Here is a 26,792-nt window from a genome sequence, read left to right as displayed (position 1 = left end):
GTTTATAGGTCCGGCCTGCTCAAAAGGAAGGTGACCCATGCGTATAGACCGTTTAACCAGCAAGTTGCAGTTAGCCTTGTCCGACGCCCAATCCTTGGCCGTCGGCCTTGATCATCCGGGCATTGAACCGGCGCATTTGATGCAAGCCATGCTTGAACAGCAGGGTGGTTCGATCAAACCCCTGTTGATGCAAGTAGGTTTCGACGTCAACAGCTTGCGTAAAGAGCTGACCAAAGAGCTCGATCAACTACCGAAAATCCAGAACCCGACCGGCGACGTCAACATGTCGCAGGATCTGGCGCGCCTGCTCAACCAGGCCGACCGTCTGGCCCAGCAGAAGGGCGACCAGTTCATCTCCAGCGAATTGGTGTTGCTCGCCGCGATGGACGAGAACAGCAAGCTTGGCAAACTGTTGCTCGGCCAGGGCGTCAGCAAAAAAGCCCTGGAAAACGCGATCAACAACCTGCGCGGTGGAGAAGCCGTCAATGACGCCAACCACGAAGAGTCGCGCCAGGCGCTGGATAAATACACCGTCGACCTGACCAAGCGCGCCGAAGAAGGCAAGCTCGACCCGGTGATCGGCCGTGACGATGAAATTCGCCGGACCATTCAGGTGCTGCAACGCCGCACCAAGAACAACCCGGTGCTGATCGGTGAGCCTGGCGTCGGTAAAACCGCCATCGCCGAAGGTTTGGCCCAGCGCATCATCAACGGCGAAGTGCCGGATGGCCTCAAGGGCAAGCGCCTGTTGTCGCTGGACATGGGGTCGCTGATTGCCGGTGCCAAGTACCGCGGCGAGTTCGAAGAACGCCTGAAATCCCTGCTCAACGAACTGTCGAAGCAGGAAGGTCAGATCATTCTGTTCATCGACGAACTGCACACCATGGTCGGCGCCGGCAAGGGCGAAGGCTCGATGGACGCTGGCAACATGCTCAAGCCGGCACTGGCTCGCGGCGAGTTGCATTGCGTCGGTGCGACCACGCTCAACGAGTACCGCCAATATATAGAGAAGGACGCCGCGCTTGAGCGACGCTTCCAGAAAGTCCTGGTGGACGAGCCGAGCGAAGAAGACACCATCGCCATCTTGCGTGGCCTGAAAGAGCGTTACGAAGTTCACCACAAGGTGGCGATCACCGACGGCGCGATCATTGCGGCGGCCAAGCTCAGCCATCGCTACATTACGGATCGTCAATTGCCGGACAAGGCCATCGACCTGATCGATGAAGCCGCCAGCCGCATCCGCATGGAGATCGATTCCAAGCCGGAAGTGCTGGACCGTCTGGAGCGTCGCCTGATTCAGCTGAAGGTGGAATCCCAGGCGCTGAAGAAAGAAAGCGACGACGCGGCGAAGAAGCGTCTGGAAAAACTTCAGGAAGAAATCGTTCGTCACGAGCGTGAGTATTCGGACCTCGAAGAAATCGGGAGCGCGGAAAAAGCCGAAGTCCAGGGCTCTGCGCAGACCCAGCAGAAAATCGACCAGTCCCGTCAGGAACTGGAAACCGCCCGCCGCAAAGGCGACCTGAACCGCATGGCCGAGCTGCAATACGGGGGGATCCCGGACCTGGAGCGCAGCCTGCAAATGGTCGAGCAGCACGGCAAAAGCGAAAACCAGTTGCTGCGTAGCAAGGTGACTGAAGAAGAGATCGCCGAAGTCGTGTCGAAGTGGACCGGCATTCCGGTGTCGAAGATGCTCGAAGGCGAGCGCGACAAGCTGATGAAGATGGAAAGCCTGTTGCACCAACGCGTGATCGGCCAGGACGAAGCGGTGATTGCCGTTTCCAACGCGGTGCGGCGTTCGCGGGCCGGGTTGTCCGACCCGAATCGCCCAAGCGGTTCGTTCATGTTCCTCGGCCCGACCGGTGTCGGTAAAACCGAGTTGTGCAAGGCGCTGGCCGAATTCCTCTTTGATACTGAAGAGGCGATGGTGCGGATCGATATGTCCGAGTTCATGGAGAAACATTCCGTCGCTCGTCTGATCGGTGCGCCACCAGGCTACGTAGGCTATGAAGAGGGCGGTTACCTGACCGAGGCGGTGCGTCGCAAGCCTTATTCGGTGATCCTCCTTGACGAGGTCGAGAAGGCCCACCCGGACGTGTTCAACATCTTGCTGCAAGTGCTGGAAGATGGTCGCTTGACGGACAGCCATGGCCGCACGGTGGATTTCAAGAATACCGTGATCGTCATGACCTCCAACCTGGGCTCGGTGCAGATCCAGGAACTGGTGGGTGATCGTGAGGCTCAGCGTGCGGCGGTGATGGACGCGATTTCCACGCATTTCCGTCCGGAGTTCATCAACCGGGTGGATGAAGTGGTGATCTTCGAGCCATTGGCTCGTGATCAGATCGCGGGCATTACCGAGATCCAGTTGGGTCGCCTGCGCAGTCGTCTGACCGAGCGCGAGCTGAAGCTGGAACTCAGCCCTGAAGCCATGGATAAGCTGATTGCTGTCGGTTACGACCCGGTATACGGCGCACGGCCGCTCAAACGAGCGATCCAGCGCTGGATCGAAAACCCGCTGGCGCAGCTGATTCTGTCGGGCCGCTTCATGCCGGGCGACACCGCGGTGGGTACAGTGGAAAACGACGAAATCGTTTTCGCCTGACCCAAAGTGGCGGCGCAATAAACGAGGCCTCGCATTGCGAGGCCTTTTTTTCGCCAGGCTGTTGAACTCTAAGGAAAAGGCTTGTAAAGTGCGCCCCGCAGTAAGTCACCCGCGAGGGTTTCTGCTCCCCAAGCAGGAATCCAAAATAAGTTGCAAATCATTAACTTGAAAGCAATTTAGGGGGTTGACAGAGGTGCTGAAGATTGTAGAATAGCGCGCCTCAGACACACGAACGCAGCGATGCGAACGGGTTGAAGAGAACGCAAAAAGTTTCAAACGTTGTAATTGAAATATGTAGTTCCGTGATAGCTCAGTCGGTAGAGCAAATGACTGTTAATCATTGGGTCCCAGGTTCGAGTCCTGGTCACGGAGCCAATTTCAAACCGGGGTATAGCGCAGTCCGGTAGCGCGCCTGCTTTGGGAGCAGGATGTCAGGAGTTCGAATCCCCTTACCCCGACCATTTTTGGGTCGTTAGCTCAGTTGGTAGAGCAGTTGGCTTTTAACCAATTGGTCGTAGGTTCGAATCCCACACGACCCACCATTTTTGAAACCAGTTAACGCTGGAATCAGATCTTAAGATCAGACGCCAAAAGCTCTGTTCGCAGAAGGCGCCTTTCAAAGGTGCCTTTTTTTTACCGGGGTATAGCGCAGTCCGGTAGCGCGCCTGCTTTGGGAGCAGGATGTCAGGAGTTCGAATCCCCTTACCCCGACCATATTAAAAATCCTCGTATCGAAAGATACGGGGATTTTTTTTGTCTGCGGATAATGACCCAGCGCTTTCAGGTGTAAAAACTCCGGACGAAAAAAAGCCGCGCTTCTCGATGGAAAAGCGCGGCCTGGCTCACAGACGCTTAGGCGCCGTCTTGGTCTTTCAGGTGTTCGAACAAACCTTTTGGCATTTTCTTGCCGTTGGCTTCGAAGTTGGCTTTTACGTTGTTGTAAGCCTCTTGCTCATCGATGAAGCCGTCATGGTTGGTGTCGATCTTGTCGAAATTGGACTTCGGCGCGACTTTCAGAAATTCGGCACGGGAGACCTTACCGTCGCCATCCGTGTCGGTTTTCGCCATCGAGGCATCCCCACACTTACCTTCGCCACATTTGCCTTCCGGGGTCTTCACCACCTGTTCGGCCGAGGCCAGCAGGTAGCCTTGAGTCAGAGGCTGCGCAGCGAACACGGAGCCGGACAACATCATGCCACCGGCCAAAACAGCGCCGAGCAGACCGATAGTGTTTTTGGTGGTACGGGACATTTCAATACTCCTGGGTTGCACGACACAACCGTTCGATAAAGGACGCCACGTAAGTGCGGCGATAACCGAAGCAGGCGGTGCCTTGCTCGGGTGTGGCCATTTAGCGGGCGTGGTGTATCGCTACTGTGTCGTGCAAGGGGGGAGTTTGTAAGCAAAGGGCGCAATTGCGGGGATAGATACAGTGAGACACAGAAGTGTTCGCGGGTTAGACCGAGGCGCCTGCTTCGCGGGCAAGCCTCGCTCCTACGGACACATAACCTGTAGGAGCGAGGCTTGCCCGCGAAGAGGCCCTGACTGACGACGAGGATCTTAATGCAGCTTGAGCCGCGGCTCAGTCCCGCGTCCGATCTTGCTGCCGAGCATCAGCATCGCCGTGCGAAACGCGCCATACAGCGCCATCTGGTGCATCCGGTACAGCGACACGTAAAACATCCGCGCCAGCCAACCCTCGAGCATCACGCTGCCGGTGAGGTTGCCCATCAAGTTACCCACAGCCGAAAAACGTGACAGCGAGATCAGCGAGCCGTAGTCGGTGTACTTGTACTCCGGCAACGCCTTGCCTTCGATCCGCAGTTTCAGCGATTTGGCCAGCAACGAAGCCTGCTGATGCGCAGCCTGCGCCCGTGGCGGCACATTGCGGTCGGTGCCCGGTTGCGGGCAAGCGGCGCAGTCACCGAAGGCGAAGATGTTTTCATCGCGGGTGGTTTGCAGGGTCGGCAGCACTTGCAGCTGATTGATGCGGTTGGTTTCCAGGCCATCGATGTCCTTGAGGAAACCCGGTGCACGAATCCCGGCAGCCCAGACTTTCAGGCTGGCGTTGATCACTTTGCCGTCGGCGGTGATCAGGCTGTCGGCGGTCACTTCACTGACGGCGGCGTTGGTCATGACATTGACCCCGAGTTTCTCCAGGGTTTTATGCACAGGCCCGCCAATCCGTTCCGGCAGCGCAGGCAGAACCCGTGGCCCGGCCTCGATCAGGGTGATGTGCATGTTTTCGGGTTTGATCCGGTCCAGGCCGTAAGCCGCCAGTTCATGAGCGGCGTTGTGCAGTTCGGCAGCCAGTTCGACCCCGGTGGCACCGGCGCCGACGATGGCCACGCTGATTTGCTCGACCTTGTCGGTTTGCCCTGCGTGGGCGCGCAAGTAGTGGTTGAGCAATTGCTGGTGGAAACGCTCGGCCTGTTTGCGGGTGTCGAGGAACAGGCAATGCTGCGCCGCGCCTTGGGTGCCGAAATCGTTGGTGGTGCTGCCGACGGAGATCACCAGCGAGTCGTAAGCCACTTCACGGGCCGGCACCAATTCCACGCCGGCTTCGTCGTAGGTGGCGGCCAGCTGGATTTTCTTCTGCGCCCGATCGAGCCCGCTCATGCGCCCCAGTTGGAACTCGAAGTGGTTCCATTTGGCTTGGGCCACATAGTTGAGTTCGTCTTCGGAAGAGTTCAACGACCCGGCCGCCACTTCATGCAACAGCGGTTTCCAGATATGGGTCAGGTTCGCGTCGACCAGCATGATGCTGGCCGTGCCGCGCTTGCCCAGAGTCTTACCCAGACGGGTAGCCAACTCCAGACCGCCGGCGCCGCCGCCAACGATGACAATACGATGAGTCATGGGGATATCTCGCAAGGCTAAAAGAAATCGGTGCAATTACCCGAGCGAGCGCGAGGCAGCTCATAGCGTCAGGTAACTGATAAATCGGCTCAACAGGCCTAAACCAATGGTCACTGCCAACACCACCACCAGGAGCATCCACGGCCGGAAGGGCCGGCGCTCGACTTGGTGCTGGGACAGGTGCAGGTACTCTTCGACATGCTTCTGGTCGTCCGGGTTCAGGCGGCTGGTCATATTGGGCCTCGTCAGGGGTAGACGTAGCTGAATGTGTAGAAGCTACAGGCTGATTTAACGAACGTTGAACGGAGCATAGCCGCTGTCCGGAATAGGCTCGACGCTCACCGTATCGTCCAGGCGAATGATTCCACTTTGTAACACTCGGGCGGTGATTCCGCCATGTCCGCGAACGGCCTGAAACGTCCCGGGGCCGAGGTTGTTTTGCAGGCGCGCGCAGGGCTGGCACCAACCCGTGGTTTCGAAAATCGCCTGGCCAATCCTGAAGCGTCGGCCCTTGAGGCTGAACAAATTGATGCCGCTGATAACCAGATTGCGCCGCAAATCTTTTGGCAACACCGGTTGATCGTCGGGGCGGCCCATCAGCGAACTGATCACCGCTAGGTGTTCCCACTGAATCAGCGTCACCTGCCGCGCATTGCGCACGCCTGGCCGGGCGCGATCGCCGGTCAACCCGGCTTCAAGCCGCGCTTCCACCGCCTCCAGTTCGATCATTGGCGCATGAGGTGCGGGGCGCACGCCGATCCAGCGTACACGGCCGATCTGCGGGACTTCAGCAATCAGTTCCTGCAATGGACTCACAGACTGATCCCAACGTCGAAAACGATGCTGCGACCGAGGTTGCTGCGCAGGAAATCCGGCGCATCCGGATGAGCGAACAGCACACGAGCGAAGGTCGGACCCACCAGCGACAACGAGCGCCAGCCCTGGCGCAGGTATTCGGTCGGCGGCGGGAAATGGCTGTTGAGGTCCAGCACTTCGCGCTTGAGGCTGGCGAAGGCGATGATGTCCAGCTCGCCAAGGTCCATGCCGCGTTCTTTATAGTTATGCGCTTTTTTGCGCAAGGTCGGCGCCAGTCTCAGCAAAAATTCATTGGCCGGAATGCGCCGGGGCTTGGCCTCGCGGCGTACCAGCGAACTCAGGGAAAACGCGCTGCGCCGACGTTGCAGCTCGTCGCGCCATTCGTCGTTGAGGCGCCGGCCCTCGTCGAGCACGAAGAACACCTCGAAATTCGCCTCACGAAACAGCACGTCCGGCGGTTCCCCGGCCGGGGCGAATTCGTCGGCGCGATAAGGAATGTTCAGGCCTTGCAGCAGGCGCTGGCAGACCCAACGCTCACGCTCCCATTTGCGGGCATTGGACAGAAAGGCGTTGGCTTGCTCGGCCGCGATGGTCAGCAGGCGTAAATAGTCTGAGTCATCCATAGGCCCAAGCTTAGCGTTCAAATGCGATCGCAAAGAAGACAATTTGTCGGAGCAGGCCGGCCTCGCTCGAAAATTCCTCGGCACAACCCTGCCGTAATCCTCACCCAAGTCCCGACTTCACAGCCGTGCACAAAACGGATAGCGATCTGCGTGAAGCGGATATTGCACGGTTCCAGGCCGCTCTACCCTCGGCTGTACGGACGTCAGCCGCTTTCCCGACGCTCTTACAAAAACAACAACAAGAGATAAATGCCATGCGCAAGATCGACGTACACGAGGTTATCGACAACGCTCGTTTCAACCGTTTTCACTGGATGGTGCTGTTCTGGTGCGCCCTGATCATCATCTTCGATGGTTACGATTTGGTGATCTACGGCGTGGGGTTGCCGATGCTGATGAAAGAGTGGGGGCTCAGTCCTCTGCAAGCCGGGGCGCTGGGCAGTTATGCACTGTTCGGGATGATGTTCGGCGCGCTGTTTTTCGGCCCGTTGTCGGACAAGATCGGCCGCAAAAAAGCCATCACGATCTGCGTGATGCTCTTCAGCGGTTTTACCGTGCTCAACGGATTTGCCCGCAACCCCACCGAGTTTGGCCTCTGCCGCTTCATTGCCGGGTTGGGCATTGGCGGGGTGATGCCCAACGTCGTGGCGCTGATGAACGAGTACGCGCCGAAGAAAATCCGCAGCACGCTGGTGGCGATCATGTTCAGCGGCTATTCGGTGGGCGGCATGCTCTCGGCCGGACTGGGCATCGTGTTGATCCCGAGCTTCGGCTGGCAGTCGGTGTTTTACGTGGCGGTGCTGCCACTGCTGATGTTGCCGTTGATCATGTACTTCTTGCCCGAATCGGCGGGTTTCATGCTGCGTCAGGGGCGCAATGAAGAAGCGCGCAAAATCCTCGAGCGGGTTGATCCGGCTTACACCGCGCACTCGAGCGATCAGCTGCACATGAGCGAAGTCAAAGGCACCGGCACACCGGTGTTGCAACTGTTCCGTGAGGGTCGCGCGCTGCGCACGCTGATGCTGTGGCTGGCGTTTTTCTGCTGCTTGTTGATGGTCTACGCCTTGAGTTCCTGGCTGCCGAAACTGATGGCGAACGCCGGTTACAGCCTGGGCTCGAGCCTGTCATTCCTGGTGGTGCTCAACTTCGGCGCCATCTTCGGCGCGGTCGGCGGCGGGGTACTGGGTGACACGCTCAATCTGCCGCGCGTGCTGGCAGTGTTTTTTGCGGTGGCTGCGGTGTCGATCACCTTGCTCGGTTTCAACAGCCCGACGCCCGTGTTGTACCGGCTGATCGCCATTGCCGGCGCCACCACCATTGGCTCGCAGATTCTGTTGTACGCCTGCGCCGCGCAGTTCTATTCCATGACTATTCGCTCCACCGGTCTGGGCTGGGCCTCGGGCATCGGGCGCAACGGCGCGATTGTCGGGCCACTGCTGGGTGGTGCCTTGCTGGGGATCAGCCTGCCACTGCAACTGAACTTCATGGCATTTGCCTTACCCGGCGCGGTAGCCGCCATCGCGATGACGGTGTTCGCGATCAGCAGTCAGCGCAGCGCCCGGCAAGAGCGATTGGACCTGCGCCCTGGTACGTCGGGGTCTTTCGGCGAAGTTTCATGAACGCGTTCGTCCGGGACTTTTCCCTGTCCGCGGCCGTCGCCGGATTTATCGCCACGGTGATTTCCTACGCCGGCCCGTTGGTGATCATCTTCCAGGCTGCCGAGACTGCGCACCTCTCGCGGGAAGTGCTGTCGTCCTGGGTCTGGGCCATTTCCATCGGCAGCGCGGTGCTCGGCATTGGCTTGAGCCTGCGCTACCGCGTGCCGGTCATCATTGCGTGGTCGGCACCGGGCTCGGCGTTGCTGGTGGCCTTGTTGCCGGGGATTTCCATGGCAGAGGCGGCGGGGGCTTATCTGGTCAGCAGCCTGATTATCTTTCTGATCGGGGTGTCGGGGGCTTTCGACCGGATCATCAGCAAGCTGCCCGCAGCGATTGCCGCGGCGATGCTGGCGGGGATTCTGTTCAGCTTCGGCACCGGTTTGTTCGTCTCGTTGCAAGGCAAGCCGTGGCTGGTGTTGGCGATGTTTGCCACGTACCTGATCTGCAAGCGGGTGATGCCGCGTTATGCGGTGTTGATGGTGCTGCTGGTGGGCTGTTCCAGCGCCTTTTTCGCCGGTGATTTGCACCGCGAAGCGCTGGTGATCGGTTTGGCCACGCCGGTATGGATCACGCCTGAGTTCAGCCTGAGCGCGACCCTGAACATTGCCCTGCCGTTGGTGATGGTGGCGCTGACCGGCCAGTTTGTGCCCGGCATGGCGGTGCTGCGCGCCAGCGGTTACCGGTTGCCTGCGAGCCCGATCATCGCCAGCAGCGCATTGGGCACTGCACTGTTGGCTCCGTTCGGTTGCCATGGGCTGAATCTGGCGGCGATTACCGCGGCCATGTGTACCGGCCGCGAGGCGCACGAAGATCCGCGCAAACGCTATGTGGCCGGGGTCGTTGGGGGGCTGTGTTACCTGGTGCTGGGGATCTTTGGCGCGACCCTGGTTTCGCTGTTTTCAGCGTTTCCCAAAGAACTGATCTCGGCATTGGCCGGGCTGGCGCTGTTCGCTGCGATTGCCGGGGCGTTGGCTGGCGCGATGGCCGTGCCGAGTGATCGCGAGGCGGCGCTGGTGACCTTTCTCACCACGGCGTCGGGCATGTCGCTGTTTGGTTTGTCCGCCGCATTTTGGGGGCTGATTTTCGGAATGGTCACGCACTTGCTGTTAAGCGCCCGTCGTCCCATTTCCCGCACTGAATCTGCTGCGGCTGAAGCACTTCAACCTGTCGATCAATAAAAATAAGAGAAACAACGATGAAACAGATTCTTCCAACAACCGGTTCGGTGTTGTCCATGGCGCTCGTCTCGAGTTTCTCCGCGAGCGCGATGGCGGGCGGCTTTATCGAAGACACCACGGCCACCTTGCAAGCGCGTAATTACTACTTCAGCCGGGACTTCTCCGACATCGTCGGGGCCAACCAACAATCGAAGGCCGAAGAGTGGGCGCAGGGCTTCATCCTTAACGTCAAATCCGGTTACACCCAAGGGCCGGTCGGTTTTGGGGTGGACGTCATTGGCCTGCTCGGCCTCAAGCTCGACAGCAGTCCGGACCGGGTCAATACCGGGTTGCTGCCGGTGCAGGGTGATGGGCGCGCGGCGAATGATTACAGCCGTCTGGAGGGCGCGTTGAAGGTGCGTTACTCGAAAACCGAGCTGAAAGTGGGGGAGTTGCAGCCCAATCTGCCGGTGCTGGCCTTCAGCGATATCCGTCTGCTGCCGCCTAGTTATCAAGGGGCGAGCATCAGTTCCAATGAAATTAACGGCTTGACCGTGCAAGGCGGTCACTTGAGTTCGACCAGCCTGCGTAACGAGGCCGGAGACGAAAAGATGCAAGCCATGCTCGGGCACGTGCCGCAACGTCAGGTCAGCAGTGATGGCTTCAACTATGCCGGCGCCGATTACGCCTTCAACGATAAACGCAGCTCGGTCAGCGCCTGGTTCGGGCAGCTGGAAGACATCTACAACCAGCGTTTTCTTGGCCTCAAGCACAGTCAGCCAATGGGCGACTGGGTATTGGGCGCCAACCTCGGTTATTACGATTCACGCGAAGATGGCAAGAAGTTGCTGGGCAACATCGACAATCAGGCTTTTTTCTCGCTGCTGTCGGCGAAGCGTGGCGGTCACACGTTTTATGTCGGCTATCAGGGCATGTTTGGCGGCAGCGCTTTTCCGCGAGTCTTTGCCAACATCTCGCCGCTGGGCAACGAGGTGCCGACCTACGAGTTCGCCTACACCGATGAACGCTCCTGGCAGGCGCGTTATGACTACGATTTCGCGGCCCTTGGTGTGCCGGGGTTGACCAGCACCGTGCGTTACATCTCAGGCAACAATGTCGATACCGGGCAGGGGTTTGAAGGCAAGGATCGTGAGCGGGACCTGGACCTTGGCTATGTGCTGCAGAGTGGCAGCCTCAAAGGCCTCGGGATTCGGGTGCGCAATGCGATGGCGCGGTCTAACTATCGCAGTGATATTGACGAGAACCGGTTGATCCTCAGTTATACCTGGACGTTGTTATGAGGCGCTGATTACAGGTTGCTCGTGCAGTTGCCCATGACTTGATAGGTCACTTGATGGGTCTGGCCCTGGTGATCGATGTAGACCATGGTGACCGGGACGACGTCGCAGGCGGTAGCGGTATCGGTGACTGAGACTACCTGGGCGATGTCCAGTGGCTGCGCCGGATTGTAGGGAGTGGCGGCTGGTTCATTGCCGGCAGCCATTGCCGAGGTGGCTACGAGGGTCAGAAACAGGGTGGTCAAGGTTTTCATTTTTGTGCGCTCGGGGTTGATTCTGATGGTTGAAGTTTAGTCTTTGGCTGTGGGGGATAAAGGGGGCTGGGTTGGATTCAGTTTTACGTGGGACGTAACAATTGCGCTTTTTTGGGGGGCATATCCGTTTCTTCGGTGACGGCTGACATTGGTTTCGCGCCTGCGCCCCCCTGTAGGAGCTGCCGAAGGCTGCGATCTTTTGATCTTGAGCCACAGCGAGGCACCGAATGGAGGGGCAAAGCATTTTGGTTACTTTTCGCTGGGCCGGCATTCCGGCGTCTGGAAAAGTGACTCGCTGTAAGAGCGAAACCAATATCAGCCGTTACCGCAGAAACGGATATGCCCCCAGTCCTGGAACACCCCAACCCGAAATCGAATCGCACTCAAACTGCGGTGTAGACTGAAAACCTATCCCCTTTCGGCAAAGACAACGGAGTGCGCCCCACCATGATTGGTGCCGAATTACTGTCACCCGAAAGCCTCACAATAGGGTGGTTGATCTACGTCCCAGTGCTGATCTGGGCCGTCGCGCGAGCACCGTGGGTCGAACTGTTCAGCGACAGCCGTCGCCAGCACCTGTTGTTCGGCACAGTGTTCGCGCTGTTCATGCTCTGGCTGGTGCGACGAGACTTCGACACCGGCGTGTCCTACCACTTCATCGGCATGACCGCTGTGACCCTGTTACTCGACTGGCCATTGGCAATCGTCGGCGGCTTGGTCGCGCAAACCGGATTGGTGCTGCTTGGACGCCAGGATCTGGCGGCGATGGGAGTCAACGGCGCGCTGCTGATTCTGCTACCGGTGCTAATCACCGAGTGCTGCGCGATCCTGGTAGAACGCGCACAACCGCGTAATCCCTTCGTGTATATCTTCGTGTCCGGTTTCTTTGCCGCCGCGCTGTCGGCATTGCTGTGCCTGCTGCTGGCCCTGTGGCTGCTGTGGTTCGACGAACGTTTCGCCATGCCGTACTGGCTTGAAGACTTCGTCGGCTACCTGTGGCTGATCATTTTCCCGGAGGCCTTCATCAACGGCATGGTGGTCAGCGCGCTGGTGGTGTTCTGCCCCGAATGGCTGGAAACCTTCAACCGCACACGCTACCTGTCGGCACCGTGGAAGGACGACGATCCGAAATCTTGATCCACATCAAACCCACCAATCACTGACGAATTCATGCTCCGTAAAACCTTCAGGAGCATCGAAATGAGTGTCTACGAATGGGCAAGGCAGGAGTTGCGCCAGAGTCTGAATGTGGCGCAGGAAGTGGGGTTTGATCCGGGGTTGAGCCTGCGCGCCTTGCTCAGTGCGGTGGTGCAGCAAAGCAAGGCTGTGCGCAGTATCGAGGACCTGGCCGACGAGTTGCAGTTTCTCGCCGAGAACCTCGACGAAGAGGAAGACTACGGCTTCATGCGGCCCTGATGCTCAGGATCAGTGACGCGGTTCGAAGTCTTCGCTGAACATCTCGTCTTCGGCATCCGGGCTCACCGGAATCTTGTGTTCTTCCGACGCCCAGGCGCCCAGGTCGATCAGTTTGCAACGGTCCGAACAGAACGGTCGGAACGTGCTTTCGGCGCTCCATTCAACAGGGGCGCCACAGGTTGGGCAATTGACGGTTGGGGTTTGGCTCATGACTGGCCTCCACGCAAAGTAAGGTAAAAGTGATGCAGGCGTTCGACCTCGCTGTGCAGCCAGGCGAGGTCGCGGTCGTTGACCACCACATCGTCGGCATGGGCCACGCGATCCTGGCGGCTGGACTGGGCCTTGAGGATCGCCTGGACCTGTTGTTCGCTGGTCTGGTCACGCTGCAGGGTGCGTTCGATCTGTAGCTGTTCGGGGGCATCGATCACCAGCACCCGTTGGGTCATGGCGTACTGCCCGGACTCGATCAGCAGCGGTGAAACCAGAATCGCGTAAGGCGATTGTGCCTTGGCCAGATGATCGGCGATTTCCTTGGCGATCAGCGGATGCAGCAACGCTTCGAGCCAGAGACGTTGCTCCGCCACTTCAAAGATCAGTTTGCGCAATGCCGCTCGGTCCAGTTGCCCATCAGCCAGCAATACACCGGGGCCAAAGTGTTCGGCAATTTTCGCCAGCGCCGGGCGACCCGGTTCCACCACCCAACGCGCTGCATGATCGGCGTCCACCACGTGTACGCCCAGGTCGATGAAGTGTTGCGCAGCCGCGCTTTTGCCGCTGCCGATACCGCCGGTCAAGCCGAGAATCCAGGGTTTTTCCACAGGGTTATTCATTTCAAACCGACAAACTGCCAATAGAAGTCGGTTATTTGACCACCCCAGAGCAGCGCAATCCAGCCGGCAATTGCCAGGAAGGGGCCGAAGGGGATCGGCGTGGAGGTTTTCGCGTGACGCACACGCAGCAGAATCACACCGACAACCGCGCCCACCAGCGACGACAACAGGAGGGTCAGCGGCAAAATCTGCCAGCCGCCCCAAGCGCCAAACAGGGCCAACAGCTTGAAATCACCATGGCCCATGCCGTCCTTGCCGGTGAGCAACTTGAACAGCCAGAACACCGACCACAGCGCCATGTAACCGGCTATCGCGCCCCACAGCGCCTCATTCAATGGCACGAACAGGCTGAAGCTGTTGACGATCAGCCCCAACCACATCAACGGCAGCACCAGCACATCCGGCAGCAGTTGATGCTCGGCGTCGATCAGGCTCATCGCCAACAGGCCCCAGGTCAGGACCAGTGCCAGGCACGCCGGCCAACCGAAACCGAAGTGCCAGGCAATGAAGGCCGACAACAGGCCGCAGGCCAGTTCGGTCAACGGATAGCGTTTACTGATGGGCGCCGCGCAGCTCGAACAGCGCCCGCGCAGGCACACATAACTGAGGAGCGGAATATTTTCCCAGGCGCGAATCTGGTGTCCGCAACGGGGGCATTGGGAGTGCGGCAGCAGCAGGTTGTAGGTCGGCAGTGGGGTTTCGGTCGGCAGCCCGAGCATGTCGTGAGCCTGCACCCGCCATTCACGCTCGAGCATTTTCGGCAGGCGCCAGATCACCACGTTGAGAAAGCTACCGATCAGTAGGCCAACCACCCCGGCGATGACAACGAAGACCAGCGGGTAGGCAGACAGGATTTCGTTCAAGGGCATGTCAGATCGCTGAGCCGAGTTGGAAGATAGGCAGGTACATCGCAACCACCAGGCCGCCGACGATAACGCCCAGCACCACCATGATGAACGGCTCCATGAGGCTGGTGAGGTTATCGACCATGTTGTCCACTTCGTCTTCGTAGAAACTCGCGACCTTGTCGAGCATGTCGTCCAGTGCGCCGGACTCTTCGCCAATCGCCGTCATCTGGATCGCCATGTTCGGAAAGATACCGGAGCTACGCATCGAGAAGTTCAGCTGCATGCCAGTGGATACGTCCTGCTTGATGCGCAACACCGCACGCTTGAACACGATGTTGCCGGTGGCGCCGGCGACAGACTCCAGGGCTTCCACCAAGGGCACACCCGCAGCAAAGGTCGTCGACAGCGTGCGGGCGTAACGGGCCACGGCGGACTTGTACATCAGCGTGCCAACCAACGGCATTTTCAACAGCCAGGTGTCCATCCGGTCACGAAAGACTTGCGACGTTTTAAAGGCGTGACGCATGCCGAAGATCGCCGCGATCAGCACGCCGAGCATTATCCACCACCATTCCTGCATAAACTCAGACAGGCCGATGACCATCACGGTGAAGGCCGGCAATTCGGCGCCAAAGCCCTTGAACACCGACTCGAACTGCGGCACCACCTTGACCAGCAGAATCCCGGTCACAATGATCGCGACAAACACCACGGCCAGCGGGTAGGTCATGGCTTTCTTGATCTTGGCCTTGAGGCTTTCGCTCTTTTCCTTGTAGGTCGCCACCCGCTCCAGCAGGGTGTCCAGCGCACCGGCCTGCTCGCCGGCATCGACCAGGTTGCAGTAGAGCTCGTCGAAATACTGGGGCTTTTTACGCAGGGACGCGGCGAAGCTGTTACCCGCGGCGACTTCCTGTTTCACCTCGTCCACCAGCTTGCGCATGGCCGGGTTATCGAAGCCCTCACCGATGATTTCGAACGACTGCAGCAACGGCACACCGGCTTTCATCATGGTCGCCATCTGCCGCGTGAACAGGGCAATTTCCTGGGCCTTGATGCGCTTGCCCAGGTTGAAAATCGAGGCGGATTTCTTGCGTACCTTGCCGGGGTTGATGCCTTGTTTGCGCAGTTGGGCCTTGATCAGTGCCGGGTTTTGACCGCTGAGTTCGCCGGTCATTTTCGTGCCTTGCCGGTTCGTGCCTTCCCAGGCATACACGCTGATTTTTGCTGCTTTGACCGCCATGTTCAGTCCTTGGTGACCCGGTTGATTTCTTCAAGGCTGGTGATGCCTTGCATGGCCTTGAGCAGCCCGGAAGTGCGCAGGTCGTTGAAACCGTCCTTGCGCATCTGGATGTCGATTTCCAGTGAATTGCCTTCGGCCATGATCAGCCGTTGCAGCTCTGGTGTGTTCTTCACCACTTCATAAATCCCCGTTCGCCCTTTGTAACCGCCGTTGCAGTGATCGCAACCGACCGGCTCATAAATCGTGAACGAGCCGATGCGTTCCTCGGGGAAGCCTTCCTTGAGCAACGCCTCGCGGGGAATCTCGATGGGTTTCTTGCAATGACTGCACAGTTTGCGCGCCAGGCGTTGGGCAATGATCAGGCTGACCGAGGTGGCGATGTTGAAGCCTTGAATGCCCATGTTGTGCAGGCGGGTCAGGGTTTCGGCGGCGCTGTTAGTGTGCAGGGTCGACAGCACCAGGTGCCCGGTCTGGGCGGCCTTGATCGCGATTTCCGCGGTTTCGAGGTCGCGGATCTCGCCGACCATGATCACGTCCGGGTCCTGGCGCAGGAACGAGCGCAGTGCCTGGGGAAAGCCCAATCCCTGTTTGGCATTGACGTTGACCTGGTTGATGCCTTCCATGTTGATCTCCACCGGGTCTTCGGCAGTGGAGATATTGATGTCCACGGTGTTGAGAATATTCAGGCCGGTGTAGAGCGACACGGTCTTGCCCGAACCGGTCGGGCCGGTCACCAGGATCATCCCCTGTGGCTGCTTGAGTGCGGCCATGTACAGGGCTTTCTGGTCGGGTTCGTAGCCGAGGGCGTCGATGCCCATTTGCGCGCTGGACGGATCGAGGATCCGGATCACCACTTTCTCGCCCCATAAGGTCGGCAGGGTGTTGACCCGGAAGTCGATGGACTTGCTCTTGGACAGGCGCATCTTGATCCGCCCGTCTTGAGGTTTGCGTCGCTCGGAGATGTCGAGGCTGGCCATGACTTTCAGGCGCGCGGCGATGCGGTTGGCCAGTTGAATCGGTGGCTTGGCGACTTCACGCAGCATGCCGTCGGTGCGCATCCGCACGCGGTAGGTTTTTTCGTAGGGCTCGAAATGCAGGTCGGAAGAGCCGCTCTTGATCGCATCGAGCAACATTTTGTGGACGAAGCGCACCACGGGCGCGTCGTCGGCATCCTGCCCGGCGATGCCGTCCTGGTTGCGCTCGTCGCTGGATTCGATGTCGACGCCATCGAGGTCGACGTCGGCCATGTCTTCGAGGCCGGTAGTGTGGCTGTCGAAGAACTTTTCGATGGCGTCCGTGAGTTTGTCGTCTTCGACCAGAATGGCTTCGGTATTGAGCCCGGTGCTGAACTGGATATCGTTGATGATCTGGTGATTGGTCGGGTCGGAAATCCCCACGAACAATTTATTGCCGCGTCGCCAGAGGGGCAGGGCGTGGTGCTGGCGGATCAGTTTCTCGCTGACCAGCCCCCTGGGCTGGGTGTCCTTGTCCAGGCAGTTGAGGTCGAGCAAGGCCATGCCGAAGTGTTCCGAAGCGATCTCGGCGACCTGGCGGCTTTTCACCAGTTTGTTCTGCACCAGGTAGCTGACCAGCGAGATGCGATTGCGTTGGGCCTGCTGATACGCCTGTTGCGCGCTTTTGTCAGTGAGCAGCTCGGCCAGGACCAATTGCTTGGCCAGACCGCTAAGGGCGATGTCATTCATTGGAATCCCGGACGCAGACAGTTCATGACTTATAGCCTAGTCAAGCCGAGGAACCAAACCAGCGTCGGTCAGGTGACAAAAAGTGTCAGATAGTGCGGATCCTGGGGGTAGGAAACCGCGTTGCGCTGGCATCGCGCACCGCCAATAGGGGGTTCGGCGCTTGGCATGGGCTGTGCTGCGGCTAGTACAGATCATGAGATTTCGACTCATGCATGGAGCTTGTCTATGAATACTCAAAAAGGTTTTACCCTGATCGAGCTGCTGATCGTGGTGGCGATCATCGGGATTCTGGCGACGTTTGCGTTACCGCAATATGCCAAATATCAGGCGCGTGCCAAGGTTACGGCCGGTATCGCCGAGGTGTCTGCGCTTAAAGTTGCTTTTGAAGATGTGATTAACGGTGGGGCAGCCAATCCGGACATTACCAGTGTGAATGGAGGTGTAACGGCAACTCAGAACTGCACGCTGACGGCGGCGGGTACGATTGCTGACGGCAAGGGAACGATTACGTGCAAGTTGCTCAACGCGCCTGCACCCGTATTAGGCCAGACCATCACATTGACCCGTAGTGCAACCGGCACGTGGACGTGCGGGTTCTCGGGCGGGAAAGAATACACAACGACCAGTTGCCCAGGCGCTGTTTGACTTACCGTTTTGATAAACAATACCCCGCCTCGGCGGGGTATTTTTTTTAGTAATCGCGGATGACCCTGTCGTTTGGGAAAGTCCCGAAAATTCATGGCCTTAGGCCCTGAGCAAAAACCCGCAACTTGCATGTCGATAATTTCCAACTCATGCAATTTGCATGATTCCGAAAATTAGCTGTTTTGTTAAGTTGTTGATTTATATGGGTTTATCGTCTGTCTCAAAGTTGGCACAGCGTTCGCAATATACCCAGTAACCCTGCTGACAAGACACGCAGCAGACTATCTGGAAAAACAGGAGTTACTCGTATGAAGAAGTTCGCTATTGCTGCCGCTACTGCTACCGCGCTGACCCTGACTATGGCCAACGCAGCATTTGCACAGACCACTCAAACCACCCAGGCCCCGATGACTCTGGCGGCTGGTGAAGTGACCAAGGCGAAGGAAGCTACTTCCGATACCTGGATTACTACCAAAGTTAAAAGTGACCTAGTAACTGAAAAAGGCATTCCTGGTACAGACATCAAAGTCGAAACCAACAAAGGTGTCGTGTCCCTGTCGTCCACCGTTGCGGTGACTGACGCTCAAAAAGCCACTGCTGTGGCGATCACCAAGAAAATCAAAGGCGTTAAAGCGGTCTCCGCTGACGGCCTGAAAGCCGAGTAAGGCACGGCTTCTCGCCTGGACCGGGAGAAGGCGCGGCAGGTGAGCCGAGTCATACACCTGCTGCATCTGGAGAGTTCATGCGAAAGGCCATAAGGATGTGGCCATTACAGGCCCCGGACATTCGTGTCCGGGGCCTGTTCTATTGCGCAAGAGCAAAAGCAAAAGATCGCAGCCTTCGGCAGCGCCTACAGGGGTCTACATTCCACTGTAGGCGCTGCCGAAGGCTGCGATCTTTTGATTAGTTGCCGCGTTTGCTGGTGATCTGCTTCAAGCGATTGCCTTCAAACCGCAGGTACTGGTACATCCCGCCGTTGGGCCCGTAGGTCCATTCCTCGACCTGGAACTCGTCCCGTCGGTTGGCGCTGCGCTTGTAGCCCAATAGATCGCGGCTGACCGGTTCACCGCATTTCTGCAGCACTTCGCCGGACCTGTCGCCAACACTGACCAATTGGGTGCCGCAGCGCAGGGTATCCGCCGCCGAGGCCTGGCTGGCGAGCATTGCCAGGGCCAGGCTGATCAACAATCGACTGATCATCATTCGGCGTCCAGATGCATCGGTGTCACCACCCGACCGTCACTTTGCGCTTCGCCCAACTGTGCGTCGATGAAGTACACACGGTCATCAGCCAATTGACCCTTGTCGACCAGATAGTCCTTGATGCTGCTGGCGCGCTCCTGACCCAACTGACGCAACAGTACGTCGCTGGAGCTCCAGAACTTGATCACGTCTGCGCGCATCTTCGCGGTGCGTTCTTCCTTGCCCAGGTCTTTCCATTCGGCGGGTGGCTGAGTCTTCAGGCGTGTGCGGTAGATGCCTTCCAGCAGCGGACCTTTTTCGCTGTCCGGCACTTGCAGCAATGACGCCTGGGCCGGCACCTTGTCACCTCGGCGCTGGAGCATTTTGTAGTAGTTGTACTGGTATTCCCGCTCCAGGCGTTGCTCGGCAATCAGCGGGCCGTCGCTTTTCGCGGCAGCAGTACCTTCGATTTCCAGGCGCAGGGCCGGACGCTCCTTGAGTGCCTGGGACAGTTTGACCAGCGAACCTTCGGCTTCCTTGCTCAGGTCGCTTGAACCCGGCGCAAACGAGACAGTGCCCAAATCTTCCGAACCGCCGCCACTGATCAGCCCGCCAATCATTTTGAACGGCGCGGCGGCGGCTTTGACGATCAGGTTGCGCAGGGTCTGCCAGACAATCGGCATGATGCTGAACTGCGGATTGTTCAGGTCACCGGTCACCGGCAGCTCGATGGAAATCTTGCCGTCGACGTCCTTGAGCAAAGCGATGGCCAGCTTCAATGGCAGGCTCACGGCGTCCGGGCTGTCGACTTTTTCACCCAGTTGCAGCTGTTCGACCACCACTTTGTTTTCGGCCTTGAGCTGGCCCTTGGTGATCAGGTAATGCAGGTCGAGGTTGAGTCGGCCCTTGCGGATGCGGTAACCGGCGAACTTGCCGGAGTAGGGCGTCAGGGTCGTCAGCTCGACACGTTTGAAACTGGTGGCGATGTCGAGGCTGGCCATCGGGTCGAACGGGTTGACCGAGCCCTTGATGGTTACCGGTGCATAGCGATCAACCTTGCCTTTGATATCGACAGTGGCCGGTTTCGCCTGACGGCTGTCGATGGTGCCGATTTGTCCATTGAGCTGCTGCACGGCGGTGGCGAAGTTCGGGGTCAGGCTGAAGTCGGCAAAGTTCGCCGAGCCGTCATTGATGGCAATGCCGCCAATGTGGATGCCCAGCGGTTTGTCCTTGCTGGCCGGTTTGGCGGCGGCAGTCTTGGCACCGGAATCGGGTGGTTGCGGAATCAGCAGGTCATCGATGTTGGTCGTGCGGTCTTCGTTGATCATGAAGCGCGTATAGGGCTGGAGCAGGTTGACCTTGTCGATCGACAGGCTGTCGCCGTGCTGATAGTTCAGGCCTTCGAGCACCAACTGCTGCCACTTGAGGAAGTCGCGGGTTTTCAGAGTGTCGAGGGTATGCAGCTGATCGACCTGCGCGCGGCCGGTGACGCTGAACGCCAGCGGCTCGGTGCTTTTCAAGTCGACCGCGAGGTCACTGCCAAGCATGCCGCTGCGCAGTTCGAGGCGAATGAACGGATTGATGTAGGACTGCGCGACTCGCAGGTCGATGTCCTTGGTCTGTACTTTCAGCTTGGCGCTGACCGGGGCCAGATTGACCACGCCGTCCGCCATGAGCTTGCCTTGCTTGCCCACGCCCGTGTCGAGCTTGAGGTTGAAGGGCGAGCCATTGAGGCTGTCGAAATTTTGCAGGTCCAGGTTCAGCGGGCCGACTTCCAGCGCCACGGCGGGGTGCGCCTTGCGGTCAGCCAGGTGCACCTGGTAATTGCGCAGTTGCACGTCTTTGAGCAGCACTTGCCATGGTTTGCTTGGCGGCGCAAGTTCCGGCTTTGGTGAATCGGCTGCTGCTGGCGTACTCGCCGGTTCGGCTTTGGCTTTGACCGCTGCTTTGGAAGGTTGGCTGGCGAACAGTTTCTGCCAGTCCAGTTGTCCGTCGGCTTCCAGGGCCGCCCAGGTTTCCAGTTTATTACTGCGGATCTTGCCGACCACCACTTGCTGTTTGGCCAGGTCCAGGGTGGTTTCACTGACGTCCAGGCGTTCGAGTTTCACCAGTGGCCGACCGTCCGGAGCCTTGATGGCGAAGGGCGCGACGCTGACCGCGACGTTACTCAGCAGCAGCTCGGTTTCCTTGGACAGATTCAGTTTGTAGTCGGTACTGAGGTTGATGACGCCGTCTTCAAGCACCAGCGGCACGGCGTCGCGCACATAAGGCCAAAAGGCTTTCATCTTGCCGTCGGTGATCTTCAGCTTACCTTCAGAGGCGATCGGGATCAGGCTGAAGTTACCGCTCCAGTCGACCTGCCCACCGTTGGGACCGACAGCCACCAACGTCATGTCGGCACTGTCTTCGGGCAGGGTGCTGAGGTTCTTCAGTTCAAAATCGAGTTTGTCGTAGAGGAATTCGATGGGCTCGCTTGGGCGTTCATCCATGAAGTGCACAGAACCGCCCGCGAGTTTGATCCGCTCGATGCGCAACGGGAACGGCTTGGCGTTCGGGTCGGCGGGTGTCGGTTGGCTGGCGGGTATCTTGAACAGGCCGAGCAGGTTGAGTTTGCCGTCCTTGCCGAAGAGGATTTCGGTCTTGGGTTTGTCCAGTTCGATATCGGACAGGTGCAGCGCCTTGGTCCAGAGGCTGTCGATCTGCAGATTGGCGTACAGGCGTTCGAAGCCCACCTGTTCCTTGCCAGGCTCGCCAATGATCAGGCCCCACAGGGTCACTTCAAGGCTGAAGGGGTTGAGTTCGATCCGCGAAATCGTCGCGGGTGTCGTGGCGTAGTTGGCCAATTGTTGGTTGGCCACCCGCAACGCAATCCCCGGCAAAATCAGAAACCCCAGCAGGCTGTAGAGGGCCAGAGCAGTCAACAAAGCGCCAATAGCGCGAATCAATCCTTTGGGCATGTGCGGCTTCATCTGTCTGAATCGAGTGCGTTGGAGTATGGCACGCGATTCCGGTTCCGAAGTGATCCTGCTTTATAGGATTAATCTGATTTTGCGGGCGACTTTTAGAGTTGCAGGATCAGAGTTTTCAACGGTGGCTGCTGATCCATCGACGGGAAATCGCCTCCCGGTTTCATCACGGTCCACTCACGCACCGCACGCCCGGCTTTCTCTGCACAACGCAAAACCTGCTCGCGCCAGTCGTCCATGCTGACCTTTGCCAGGTTGTTGCAGCAGATCAGCACGCCATTCTCGGCGGTGGTCAGCAGCGCCGGCTTCAGCAGACTCTGATAGTCGCGCAGCAGGTCGACGGTGCCGAAAGCACTCTTGGCCCAGGCCGGCGGGTCCAGCAGCACCAAGTCGTACTGACGCTGTTCCAGACGCGGGTAGCTCGGCAGTTTCTGCCCGCGCCGCTGGCTGATGGGCAGGCCGGCCAACTGGCGGATGGCCGGGAAGTAGTCGGACTGGATGAACTGCATCGTCGGCAATTGCGGGTTGAGCAGGCCGTTCTCACGACCGACGGCCAGGTTGCCTTCGGCGAAATCCAGATTGCACACCTCGCGAGCACCACCGGCCGCAGCGCTGAGGCCGACGCCACAGGTATAGGCAAACAGGTTCAGCACGCTTTTGTTTTTACTGTGGTCCTTGACCCAGCCGCGGGTGTTGCGCAGGTCGAGAAACAGCAGAGGATCCTGGCCCGCGTGGCGGCCGCGAACCCGATAATTGAGGCCCCATTCGTGGCCGACCAGATCTTGCAGCGCGGCTTCGTCGGCGCGGTAGACCGTGTCTTCGCGGTCGATACGTGAGTTGCCACGGGAGCGGTCGTTGTAGACCAGCAGGGTTCCAAGCCCGAGGTGTTGATTGATAGTCGCGTGCAATTGCAGCAAGGCATCGCGTTCCAGCGCCTGGTGAAAGCTTTGCACCAGCAGTTGCGGGCCGTAGCGGTCGATGGTCAGGCCACCGGCGCCTTCCTGGCTGCCATGGAACAGGCGATAGCAATCGGTGCCTTGCTGGTGCAGCTCGGCGAGCAGGTCCTGGCGATGATCGAGGGCGGCGCGCAGCGCCTGATTCAAGGAAGACATGCTGGGCGCCTTGCAGGAGGGAATTTGGCGCGGGAGTTTAACAGCTTGAGCGATGAAGAACCTGTAGGAGCGAGGCTTGCCCGCGAAGAACGACAACGTTGTGCGTCAGGCAGACCGAGTTGCATTCTTCGCGGGCAAGCCTCGCTCCTACAAGGGGTGTTCAGGTCAATAGGCCCATCCGTCGCTTGGCCCGATGCACCGAGCCGTTTCGCACCGCCCAACGCAACATCGGCGCACTGCGATTGACGCTGGCGCGGATCAGCTTGCGTCGCAGCGGGCTCTGGCTGACGCCAAGCATGGCACTGGCCCAGTCCGGCAGCAGGTCGATTCCGGCCTGCATCATCAAGCGACCAAAAGGCTTGGCCAGACGGCTGGGAGACGGCGCGTTCAACAACAGCCGCAACACTTCACGACTGCGTTCATCGCACAGCAGTTGTGGGCGCATGCGCTCAAGGTAACCGGCAATCTCCTGCCGCGAACGGGGCACATCGCGGGCGCCCAGGCGTTCGGCAATCATCGCGATTTCGGCGTAGTAGCGATCCTGATCGGCCAGCGACAGGTGCGGATTGCGGTAACGCAGGTGCGCCGCGAGGAAGTTGCTGACTTCAGCCACGTGCACCCAGGTCAGCAGGTCGGGATCGCTGGCAGCGTAGGGGCGACCGTCCGGCGCGGTGCCGGTCACTTGCAGGTGGATGGTGCGGACTTTCTCGATCAGCCAGTCGGCGTCCCGGCGAGAGCCAAAGGTGGTGCCGGAGATGAACTGCCCGGTGCGGCGCAAGCGGCCGAGCATGTCTTCGCGAAAGTTGGAATGGTCCCAGACCCCGGCCAGCGCCAGTGGATGCATGACCTGCAGCATCAGGGCACTGATGCCGCCGATGAGCATGCTGCTGAAGTCGCCGTGGACTTGCCAGCTCACCGAATCGGGACCGAACAGGCCGGGATCGCCTTTGGGGTTTTCCAGGTCGAGCTTGCCCAGGGACAGGCCGGTCAGGCTCATGATTTGGGTTTCGATACGGGTGCGGATGAATTCCATGGCGACTCAATGGGCTTCTGTAGGAGCGAGCTCGCTCGCGATGGACTCAGACGCGCCGCGTACACTCTGCAAGCACGCGTTATCGTTGACGCCCATCGCGAGCGAGCTCGCTCCTACAGGGGGCAAATGTTATTGATTTAAACGTTTATCGATCAGGCCTTGTACCACGCTCGGGTCGGCCAGGGTCGAGGTATCACCCAGGCTGTCCAGTTCGTTGCAGGCGATCTTGCGCAGAATCCGCCGCATGATCTTGCCCGATCGGGTTTTCGGCAAGGCCGGGGCCCACTGGATCAAGTCCGGTTTGGCGAAACTGCCGATTTCCTTGCTGACGTGAGCCAGCAGTTCTTTTTTCAGTTCATCGTTGGGGTCGGTGCCGTTCATCGGCGTGACAAAGGCATAAATGCCCTGGCCTTTGACGTCGTGGGGGTAACCGACCACCGCGGCCTCGGCAATGCTGTCGTGCAGCACCAGGGCGCTTTCCACTTCGGCGGTGCCGATGCGGTGCCCGGAGACGTTGATCACGTCGTCGATGCGCCCGGTGATCCAGTAGTCGCCGTCCTCGTCGCGACGTGCACCGTCGCCGGTGAAGTAATAACCGGGGTAGGGCTTGAAGTAGGTGTCGATCATGCGTTGCGGGTCGCCGTACACCGTGCGGATCTGCGCCGGCCAGCTGGATTTGATCGCCAGCACGCCGCTGCCGGCGCCTTTGATTTCCTTGCCTTGCTCGTCGAGTAGTACCGGTTGCACGCCGAACATCGGTTGCGTGGCGCAGCCGGGCTTGATCCGTTGCGCGCTGACCAGCGGGCTGAGCATGATGCCGCCGGTTTCGGTCTGCCACCAGGTGTCGACGATCGGGCAACGCTGTTCGCCGACTACATTGAAGTACCAGTCCCACGCTTCCGGGTTGATTGGCTCACCGACACTGCCGAGTAATCTGAGGCTCTCGCGGGAAGTTTCCTTCAACGGTTCGGGGCCTTCTCGCATCAGGGCGCGCAGGGCGGTGGGGGCGGTGTAGAAGATATTGACGTGGTGCTTGTCGATCACCTGCCAGAAGCGCGAGCAGTTCGGGTAACTCGGTACGCCTTCGAAGATCAACGTGGTGGCGCCATTGGCCAGCGGGCCGTAGACGATGTAGCTGTGCCCGGTGACCCAGCCGACATCGGCGGTGCACCAGAACACTTCGCCGTCGCGGTAGTCGAGCACGTACTTGAAGGTCATGGCCGCTTGCAGCAGATAGCCGCCCGTGGTGTGCAGCACGCCTTTGGGTTTACCGGTGCTGCCGGAGGTGTAGAGGATGAACAGCGGGTCTTCGGCGTCCATCGGCTCGGGCGGGCAATCGTCGCTGACATCACGCAGGGCCTGGTGATACCAGAGGTCGCGGCCTTCGACCCAGTTCACCTCGCCCTGGGTGCGCTCGACGACCACCACCGTGCTGACGTCCGGGCAATTTTGCAGGGCCTTGTCGACGTTCTGTTTGAGCGGCACGAATTTGCCGCCGCGCACGCCTTCATCGGCGGTGATCACGGTGCGGCAGTCGGCGTCGAGAATCCGGTCGCGCAGGGAGTCCGGGGAGAAACCACCGAACACCACCGAATGCACCGCACCGATCCGCGTACAGGCGAGCATGGCGTAGGCGGCTTCGGGGATCATCGGCATGTAGATGCACACCCGGTCGCCTTTCTTCACGCCACGGCTTTTGAGTACGTTGGCCAGGCGACAGACGTTGTGATGAAGTTTTTTGTAGGTGATTTGCGCGGATTCGGCAGGGTCGTCGCCTTCCCAGATGATTGCGATGTGATCGCCGCGTTTTTCCAGGTGACGGTCGATGCAGTTGTAACTGACGTTCAACTGACCGCCGGCAAACCAGTTGGCTTCACCGGTTTTCAGGTTATAGCGCTGGACGGTGTCCCACGGTGCGCTCCAGTCGAGAAAGCGTGTGGCTTGTTCAGCCCAGAAGGTGCTGGGGTGCTCGATGGATTGGCGGTACAGGCGCTGGTAGTCGTCTTGACTCAATTGTGCAGCCCGGCGGACGGCATCGGCTTTGGGGAACGTGCTGATATCGAACATGACGGTTCCTTATTCTTGTTTTGGGACAAGAGGGGAGCTACACGACCCTCGTAGGAGCTGGCTTGCCAGCGAAGACGGCGGACCAGTCGACATAGGTGTTGATTGACACACCGCCTTCGCTGGCAAGCCAGCTCCTACAAGATTAGTACGCGCAGCAGGAATAGCGTCAAATCGGGCCCCGTAGGAGCTGGCTTGCCAGCGAAGACGGCGGACCAGTCGACATAGGTGTTGATTGACACACCGCCTTCGCTGGCAAGCCAGCTCCTACAAGATTAGTACGCGCAGCAGGAATAGCGTCAAATCCGCCCTCGTAGGAGCTGGCTTGCCAGCGAAAGCGGCGGATCAGTCGACATAGGTGTTGATTGACACACCGCCTTCGCTGGCAAGCCAGCTCCTACAAGATTAGTACGCGCATCAGGAATAGCGTCAAATCGGGCCCCGTAGGAGCTGGCTTGCCAGCGAAAGCGGCGGATCAGTCAACAA

General features: G+C 59.1%; 24 protein-coding genes and 4 tRNA genes. 12 read left to right on the top strand and 16 right to left on the bottom strand.

Features of this window, described 5'->3' with window-relative positions; genetic code table 11:
- Positions 1-37: 37 nt before the first annotated feature.
- The 5 genes from clpB to AEQ67_RS00465 all read left to right on the top strand — a co-directional run bounded on the left by clpB (position 38) and on the right by AEQ67_RS00465 (position 3,316).
- On the top strand, positions 38-2,602 hold the full coding sequence (gene clpB, locus AEQ67_RS00485) for an ATP-dependent chaperone ClpB (protein WP_059401987.1): 2,565 nt from the start codon (positions 38-40) through the stop codon (positions 2,600-2,602).
- A 299-nt stretch (positions 2,603-2,901) separates the two neighbouring features.
- Positions 2,902-2,977: transfer RNA gene (locus AEQ67_RS00480), tRNA-Asn, on the top strand.
- A 9-nt stretch (positions 2,978-2,986) separates the two neighbouring features.
- Positions 2,987-3,063, top strand: a tRNA-Pro gene (locus tag AEQ67_RS00475).
- 5 nt (positions 3,064-3,068) lie between these two features.
- Positions 3,069-3,144, top strand: a tRNA-Lys gene (locus tag AEQ67_RS00470).
- 95 nt (positions 3,145-3,239) lie between these two features.
- Positions 3,240-3,316: transfer RNA gene (locus AEQ67_RS00465), tRNA-Pro, on the top strand.
- A gap of 138 nt (positions 3,317-3,454) precedes the next feature.
- On the opposite strand, the gene AEQ67_RS00460 is transcribed toward AEQ67_RS00465, so the two are convergent.
- The 5 genes from AEQ67_RS00460 to AEQ67_RS00440 form a co-directional block, all read right to left on the bottom strand.
- On the bottom strand, positions 3,455-3,853 hold the full coding sequence (locus AEQ67_RS00460) for an HvfA family oxazolone/thioamide-modified RiPP metallophore (protein WP_059401986.1): 399 nt from the start codon (positions 3,851-3,853) through the stop codon (positions 3,455-3,457).
- 309 nt (positions 3,854-4,162) lie between these two features.
- Positions 4,163-5,461 (bottom strand): NAD(P)/FAD-dependent oxidoreductase, encoded by a 1,299-nt coding sequence (locus AEQ67_RS00455; protein ID WP_059401985.1) that lies wholly within the window; start codon positions 5,459-5,461, stop codon positions 4,163-4,165.
- A 60-nt stretch (positions 5,462-5,521) separates the two neighbouring features.
- Positions 5,522-5,695 (bottom strand): DUF3094 domain-containing protein, encoded by a 174-nt coding sequence (locus tag AEQ67_RS00450; RefSeq protein ID WP_032833555.1) that lies wholly within the window; start codon positions 5,693-5,695, stop codon positions 5,522-5,524.
- Between the two features lie 54 nt (positions 5,696-5,749).
- Positions 5,750-6,277: an MOSC domain-containing protein gene (locus tag AEQ67_RS00445; RefSeq protein ID WP_059401984.1), complete on the bottom strand. Its 528-nt coding sequence runs from the start codon at positions 6,275-6,277 to the stop codon at positions 5,750-5,752.
- Positions 6,274-6,900 (bottom strand): DUF1780 domain-containing protein, encoded by a 627-nt coding sequence (locus tag AEQ67_RS00440; protein ID WP_059401983.1) that lies wholly within the window; start codon positions 6,898-6,900, stop codon positions 6,274-6,276. The genes AEQ67_RS00445 and AEQ67_RS00440 overlap by 4 nt, the downstream gene beginning before the upstream one ends.
- 254 nt (positions 6,901-7,154) lie before the next feature.
- Between AEQ67_RS00440 and AEQ67_RS00435 the strand changes: the two genes are divergently transcribed.
- The 3 genes from AEQ67_RS00435 to AEQ67_RS00425 are packed head-to-tail and all read left to right on the top strand — an operon-like array spanning position 7,155 to position 11,016.
- Entirely contained in the window at positions 7,155-8,519 is a 1,365-nt protein-coding gene (locus AEQ67_RS00435) for an aromatic acid/H+ symport family MFS transporter (RefSeq protein ID WP_059401982.1), read from the top strand.
- Entirely contained in the window at positions 8,516-9,736 is a 1,221-nt protein-coding gene (locus AEQ67_RS00430) for a benzoate/H(+) symporter BenE family transporter (RefSeq protein ID WP_059401981.1), read from the top strand. The genes AEQ67_RS00435 and AEQ67_RS00430 overlap by 4 nt, the downstream gene beginning before the upstream one ends.
- 17 nt (positions 9,737-9,753) lie before the next feature.
- Entirely contained in the window at positions 9,754-11,016 is a 1,263-nt protein-coding gene (locus tag AEQ67_RS00425) for an OprD family porin (protein ID WP_059401980.1), read from the top strand.
- 8 nt (positions 11,017-11,024) lie between these two features.
- Here AEQ67_RS00425 and AEQ67_RS00420 read toward each other — a convergent pair whose 3' ends face one another.
- Positions 11,025-11,267 carry a DUF2790 domain-containing protein gene (locus AEQ67_RS00420; protein ID WP_059401979.1) on the bottom strand — a complete coding sequence of 81 codons (243 nt, stop codon included), beginning with the start codon at positions 11,265-11,267 and terminating at the stop codon, positions 11,025-11,027.
- A gap of 447 nt (positions 11,268-11,714) precedes the next feature.
- On the opposite strand from AEQ67_RS00420, the gene AEQ67_RS00415 reads away from it, so the two are divergent.
- Together AEQ67_RS00415 and AEQ67_RS00410 are read left to right on the top strand one after the other, a co-directional pair.
- On the top strand, positions 11,715-12,404 hold the full coding sequence (locus tag AEQ67_RS00415) for an energy-coupling factor ABC transporter permease (RefSeq protein WP_059401978.1): 690 nt from the start codon (positions 11,715-11,717) through the stop codon (positions 12,402-12,404).
- A 63-nt stretch (positions 12,405-12,467) separates the two neighbouring features.
- The gene (locus AEQ67_RS00410; protein WP_059401977.1) at positions 12,468-12,683 is read left to right on the top strand and encodes a hypothetical protein; all 216 of its coding nucleotides are present in this window, start codon (positions 12,468-12,470) and stop codon (positions 12,681-12,683) included.
- A gap of 9 nt (positions 12,684-12,692) precedes the next feature.
- On the opposite strand, the gene yacG is transcribed toward AEQ67_RS00410, so the two are convergent.
- The 5 genes from yacG to pilB are packed head-to-tail and all read right to left on the bottom strand — an operon-like array spanning position 12,693 to position 17,304.
- Positions 12,693-12,893, bottom strand: coding sequence for a DNA gyrase inhibitor YacG (gene yacG / locus AEQ67_RS00405; RefSeq protein WP_059401976.1), 201 nt, complete (start codon positions 12,891-12,893; stop codon positions 12,693-12,695).
- A complete protein-coding gene (coaE, locus tag AEQ67_RS00400) occupies positions 12,890-13,513 on the bottom strand; it encodes a dephospho-CoA kinase (RefSeq protein WP_059401975.1) in 624 nt (207 codons plus the stop codon). Before coaE ends, yacG begins: the two co-directional genes overlap by 4 nt.
- Complete coding sequence (locus tag AEQ67_RS00395) at positions 13,510-14,382, bottom strand: prepilin peptidase (protein ID WP_059401974.1); 873 nt, start codon at positions 14,380-14,382, stop codon at positions 13,510-13,512. The genes coaE and AEQ67_RS00395 overlap by 4 nt, the downstream gene beginning before the upstream one ends.
- A 1-nt stretch (position 14,383) precedes the next feature.
- Positions 14,384-15,601 carry a type II secretion system F family protein gene (locus AEQ67_RS00390; protein WP_059401973.1) on the bottom strand — a complete coding sequence of 406 codons (1,218 nt, stop codon included), beginning with the start codon at positions 15,599-15,601 and terminating at the stop codon, positions 14,384-14,386.
- A gap of 2 nt (positions 15,602-15,603) precedes the next feature.
- Entirely contained in the window at positions 15,604-17,304 is a 1,701-nt protein-coding gene (pilB, locus tag AEQ67_RS00385; protein ID WP_059401972.1) for a type IV-A pilus assembly ATPase PilB, read from the bottom strand.
- 225 nt (positions 17,305-17,529) lie between these two features.
- On the opposite strand from pilB, the gene AEQ67_RS00380 reads away from it, so the two are divergent.
- Both AEQ67_RS00380 and AEQ67_RS00375 read left to right on the top strand, forming a co-directional pair.
- Positions 17,530-17,949 (top strand): pilin, encoded by a 420-nt coding sequence (locus AEQ67_RS00380; RefSeq protein WP_059401971.1) that lies wholly within the window; start codon positions 17,530-17,532, stop codon positions 17,947-17,949.
- Between the two features lie 308 nt (positions 17,950-18,257).
- A complete protein-coding gene (locus tag AEQ67_RS00375; RefSeq protein WP_059401970.1) occupies positions 18,258-18,614 on the top strand; it encodes a BON domain-containing protein in 357 nt (118 codons plus the stop codon).
- Positions 18,615-18,852: 238 nt separating this feature from the next.
- Here AEQ67_RS00375 and AEQ67_RS00370 read toward each other — a convergent pair whose 3' ends face one another.
- The 5 genes from AEQ67_RS00370 to acs all read right to left on the bottom strand — a co-directional run bounded on the left by AEQ67_RS00370 (position 18,853) and on the right by acs (position 26,309).
- Positions 18,853-19,149, bottom strand: a complete 297-nt coding sequence (locus tag AEQ67_RS00370; RefSeq protein WP_059402175.1) for a DUF2845 domain-containing protein — start codon at positions 19,147-19,149, stop codon at positions 18,853-18,855.
- On the bottom strand, positions 19,149-22,088 hold the full coding sequence (locus AEQ67_RS00365) for a DUF748 domain-containing protein (RefSeq protein WP_082377759.1): 2,940 nt from the start codon (positions 22,086-22,088) through the stop codon (positions 19,149-19,151). The genes AEQ67_RS00370 and AEQ67_RS00365 overlap by 1 nt, the downstream gene beginning before the upstream one ends.
- Before the next feature lie 104 nt (positions 22,089-22,192).
- On the bottom strand, positions 22,193-23,209 hold the full coding sequence (locus AEQ67_RS00360) for a class I SAM-dependent rRNA methyltransferase (protein ID WP_059401968.1): 1,017 nt from the start codon (positions 23,207-23,209) through the stop codon (positions 22,193-22,195).
- Positions 23,210-23,369: 160 nt separating this feature from the next.
- Positions 23,370-24,242: an oxygenase MpaB family protein gene (locus AEQ67_RS00355; RefSeq protein WP_059401967.1), complete on the bottom strand. Its 873-nt coding sequence runs from the start codon at positions 24,240-24,242 to the stop codon at positions 23,370-23,372.
- Positions 24,243-24,371: 129 nt separating this feature from the next.
- Positions 24,372-26,309 carry an acetate--CoA ligase gene (gene acs, locus AEQ67_RS00350; RefSeq protein ID WP_059401966.1) on the bottom strand — a complete coding sequence of 646 codons (1,938 nt, stop codon included), beginning with the start codon at positions 26,307-26,309 and terminating at the stop codon, positions 24,372-24,374.
- Positions 26,310-26,792 lie beyond the last annotated feature (483 nt).

The sequence above is a fragment of the Pseudomonas sp. RIT-PI-q genome, assembly GCF_001297125.1.
In the GTDB taxonomy this organism is placed as follows: Bacteria; Pseudomonadota; Gammaproteobacteria; order Pseudomonadales; family Pseudomonadaceae; genus Aquipseudomonas.
This window is presented reverse-complemented; position numbering and strand designations above follow the sequence as displayed.

Coding starts and splice junctions, on each gene's coding strand:
- AEQ67_RS00365 (WP_082377759.1), bottom strand. CDS start 22,088: ATGCCCAAAGGATTGATTCGCGCTATTGGCGCTTTGTTGACTGCTCTG.
- AEQ67_RS00440 (WP_059401983.1), bottom strand. CDS start 6,900: ATGGATGACTCAGACTATTTACGCCTGCTGACCATCGCGGCCGAGCAA.
- coaE (WP_059401975.1), bottom strand. CDS start 13,513: ATGAATAACCCTGTGGAAAAACCCTGGATTCTCGGCTTGACCGGCGGT.
- AEQ67_RS00410 (WP_059401977.1), top strand. CDS start 12,468: ATGAGTGTCTACGAATGGGCAAGGCAGGAGTTGCGCCAGAGTCTGAAT.
- AEQ67_RS00355 (WP_059401967.1), bottom strand. CDS start 24,242: ATGGAATTCATCCGCACCCGTATCGAAACCCAAATCATGAGCCTGACC.
- AEQ67_RS00455 (WP_059401985.1), bottom strand. CDS start 5,461: ATGACTCATCGTATTGTCATCGTTGGCGGCGGCGCCGGCGGTCTGGAG.
- AEQ67_RS00415 (WP_059401978.1), top strand. CDS start 11,715: ATGATTGGTGCCGAATTACTGTCACCCGAAAGCCTCACAATAGGGTGG.
- acs (WP_059401966.1), bottom strand. CDS start 26,309: ATGTTCGATATCAGCACGTTCCCCAAAGCCGATGCCGTCCGCCGGGCT.
- AEQ67_RS00360 (WP_059401968.1), bottom strand. CDS start 23,209: ATGTCTTCCTTGAATCAGGCGCTGCGCGCCGCCCTCGATCATCGCCAG.
- AEQ67_RS00380 (WP_059401971.1), top strand. CDS start 17,530: ATGAATACTCAAAAAGGTTTTACCCTGATCGAGCTGCTGATCGTGGTG.
- clpB (WP_059401987.1), top strand. CDS start 38: ATGCGTATAGACCGTTTAACCAGCAAGTTGCAGTTAGCCTTGTCCGAC.
- AEQ67_RS00420 (WP_059401979.1), bottom strand. CDS start 11,267: ATGAAAACCTTGACCACCCTGTTTCTGACCCTCGTAGCCACCTCGGCA.
- AEQ67_RS00435 (WP_059401982.1), top strand. CDS start 7,155: ATGCGCAAGATCGACGTACACGAGGTTATCGACAACGCTCGTTTCAAC.
- AEQ67_RS00425 (WP_059401980.1), top strand. CDS start 9,754: ATGAAACAGATTCTTCCAACAACCGGTTCGGTGTTGTCCATGGCGCTC.
- pilB (WP_059401972.1), bottom strand. CDS start 17,304: ATGAATGACATCGCCCTTAGCGGTCTGGCCAAGCAATTGGTCCTGGCC.
- yacG (WP_059401976.1), bottom strand. CDS start 12,893: ATGAGCCAAACCCCAACCGTCAATTGCCCAACCTGTGGCGCCCCTGTT.
- AEQ67_RS00375 (WP_059401970.1), top strand. CDS start 18,258: ATGAAGAAGTTCGCTATTGCTGCCGCTACTGCTACCGCGCTGACCCTG.
- AEQ67_RS00370 (WP_059402175.1), bottom strand. CDS start 19,149: ATGATCAGTCGATTGTTGATCAGCCTGGCCCTGGCAATGCTCGCCAGC.
- AEQ67_RS00450 (WP_032833555.1), bottom strand. CDS start 5,695: ATGACCAGCCGCCTGAACCCGGACGACCAGAAGCATGTCGAAGAGTAC.
- AEQ67_RS00395 (WP_059401974.1), bottom strand. CDS start 14,382: ATGCCCTTGAACGAAATCCTGTCTGCCTACCCGCTGGTCTTCGTTGTC.
- AEQ67_RS00460 (WP_059401986.1), bottom strand. CDS start 3,853: ATGTCCCGTACCACCAAAAACACTATCGGTCTGCTCGGCGCTGTTTTG.
- AEQ67_RS00390 (WP_059401973.1), bottom strand. CDS start 15,601: ATGGCGGTCAAAGCAGCAAAAATCAGCGTGTATGCCTGGGAAGGCACG.
- AEQ67_RS00430 (WP_059401981.1), top strand. CDS start 8,516: ATGAACGCGTTCGTCCGGGACTTTTCCCTGTCCGCGGCCGTCGCCGGA.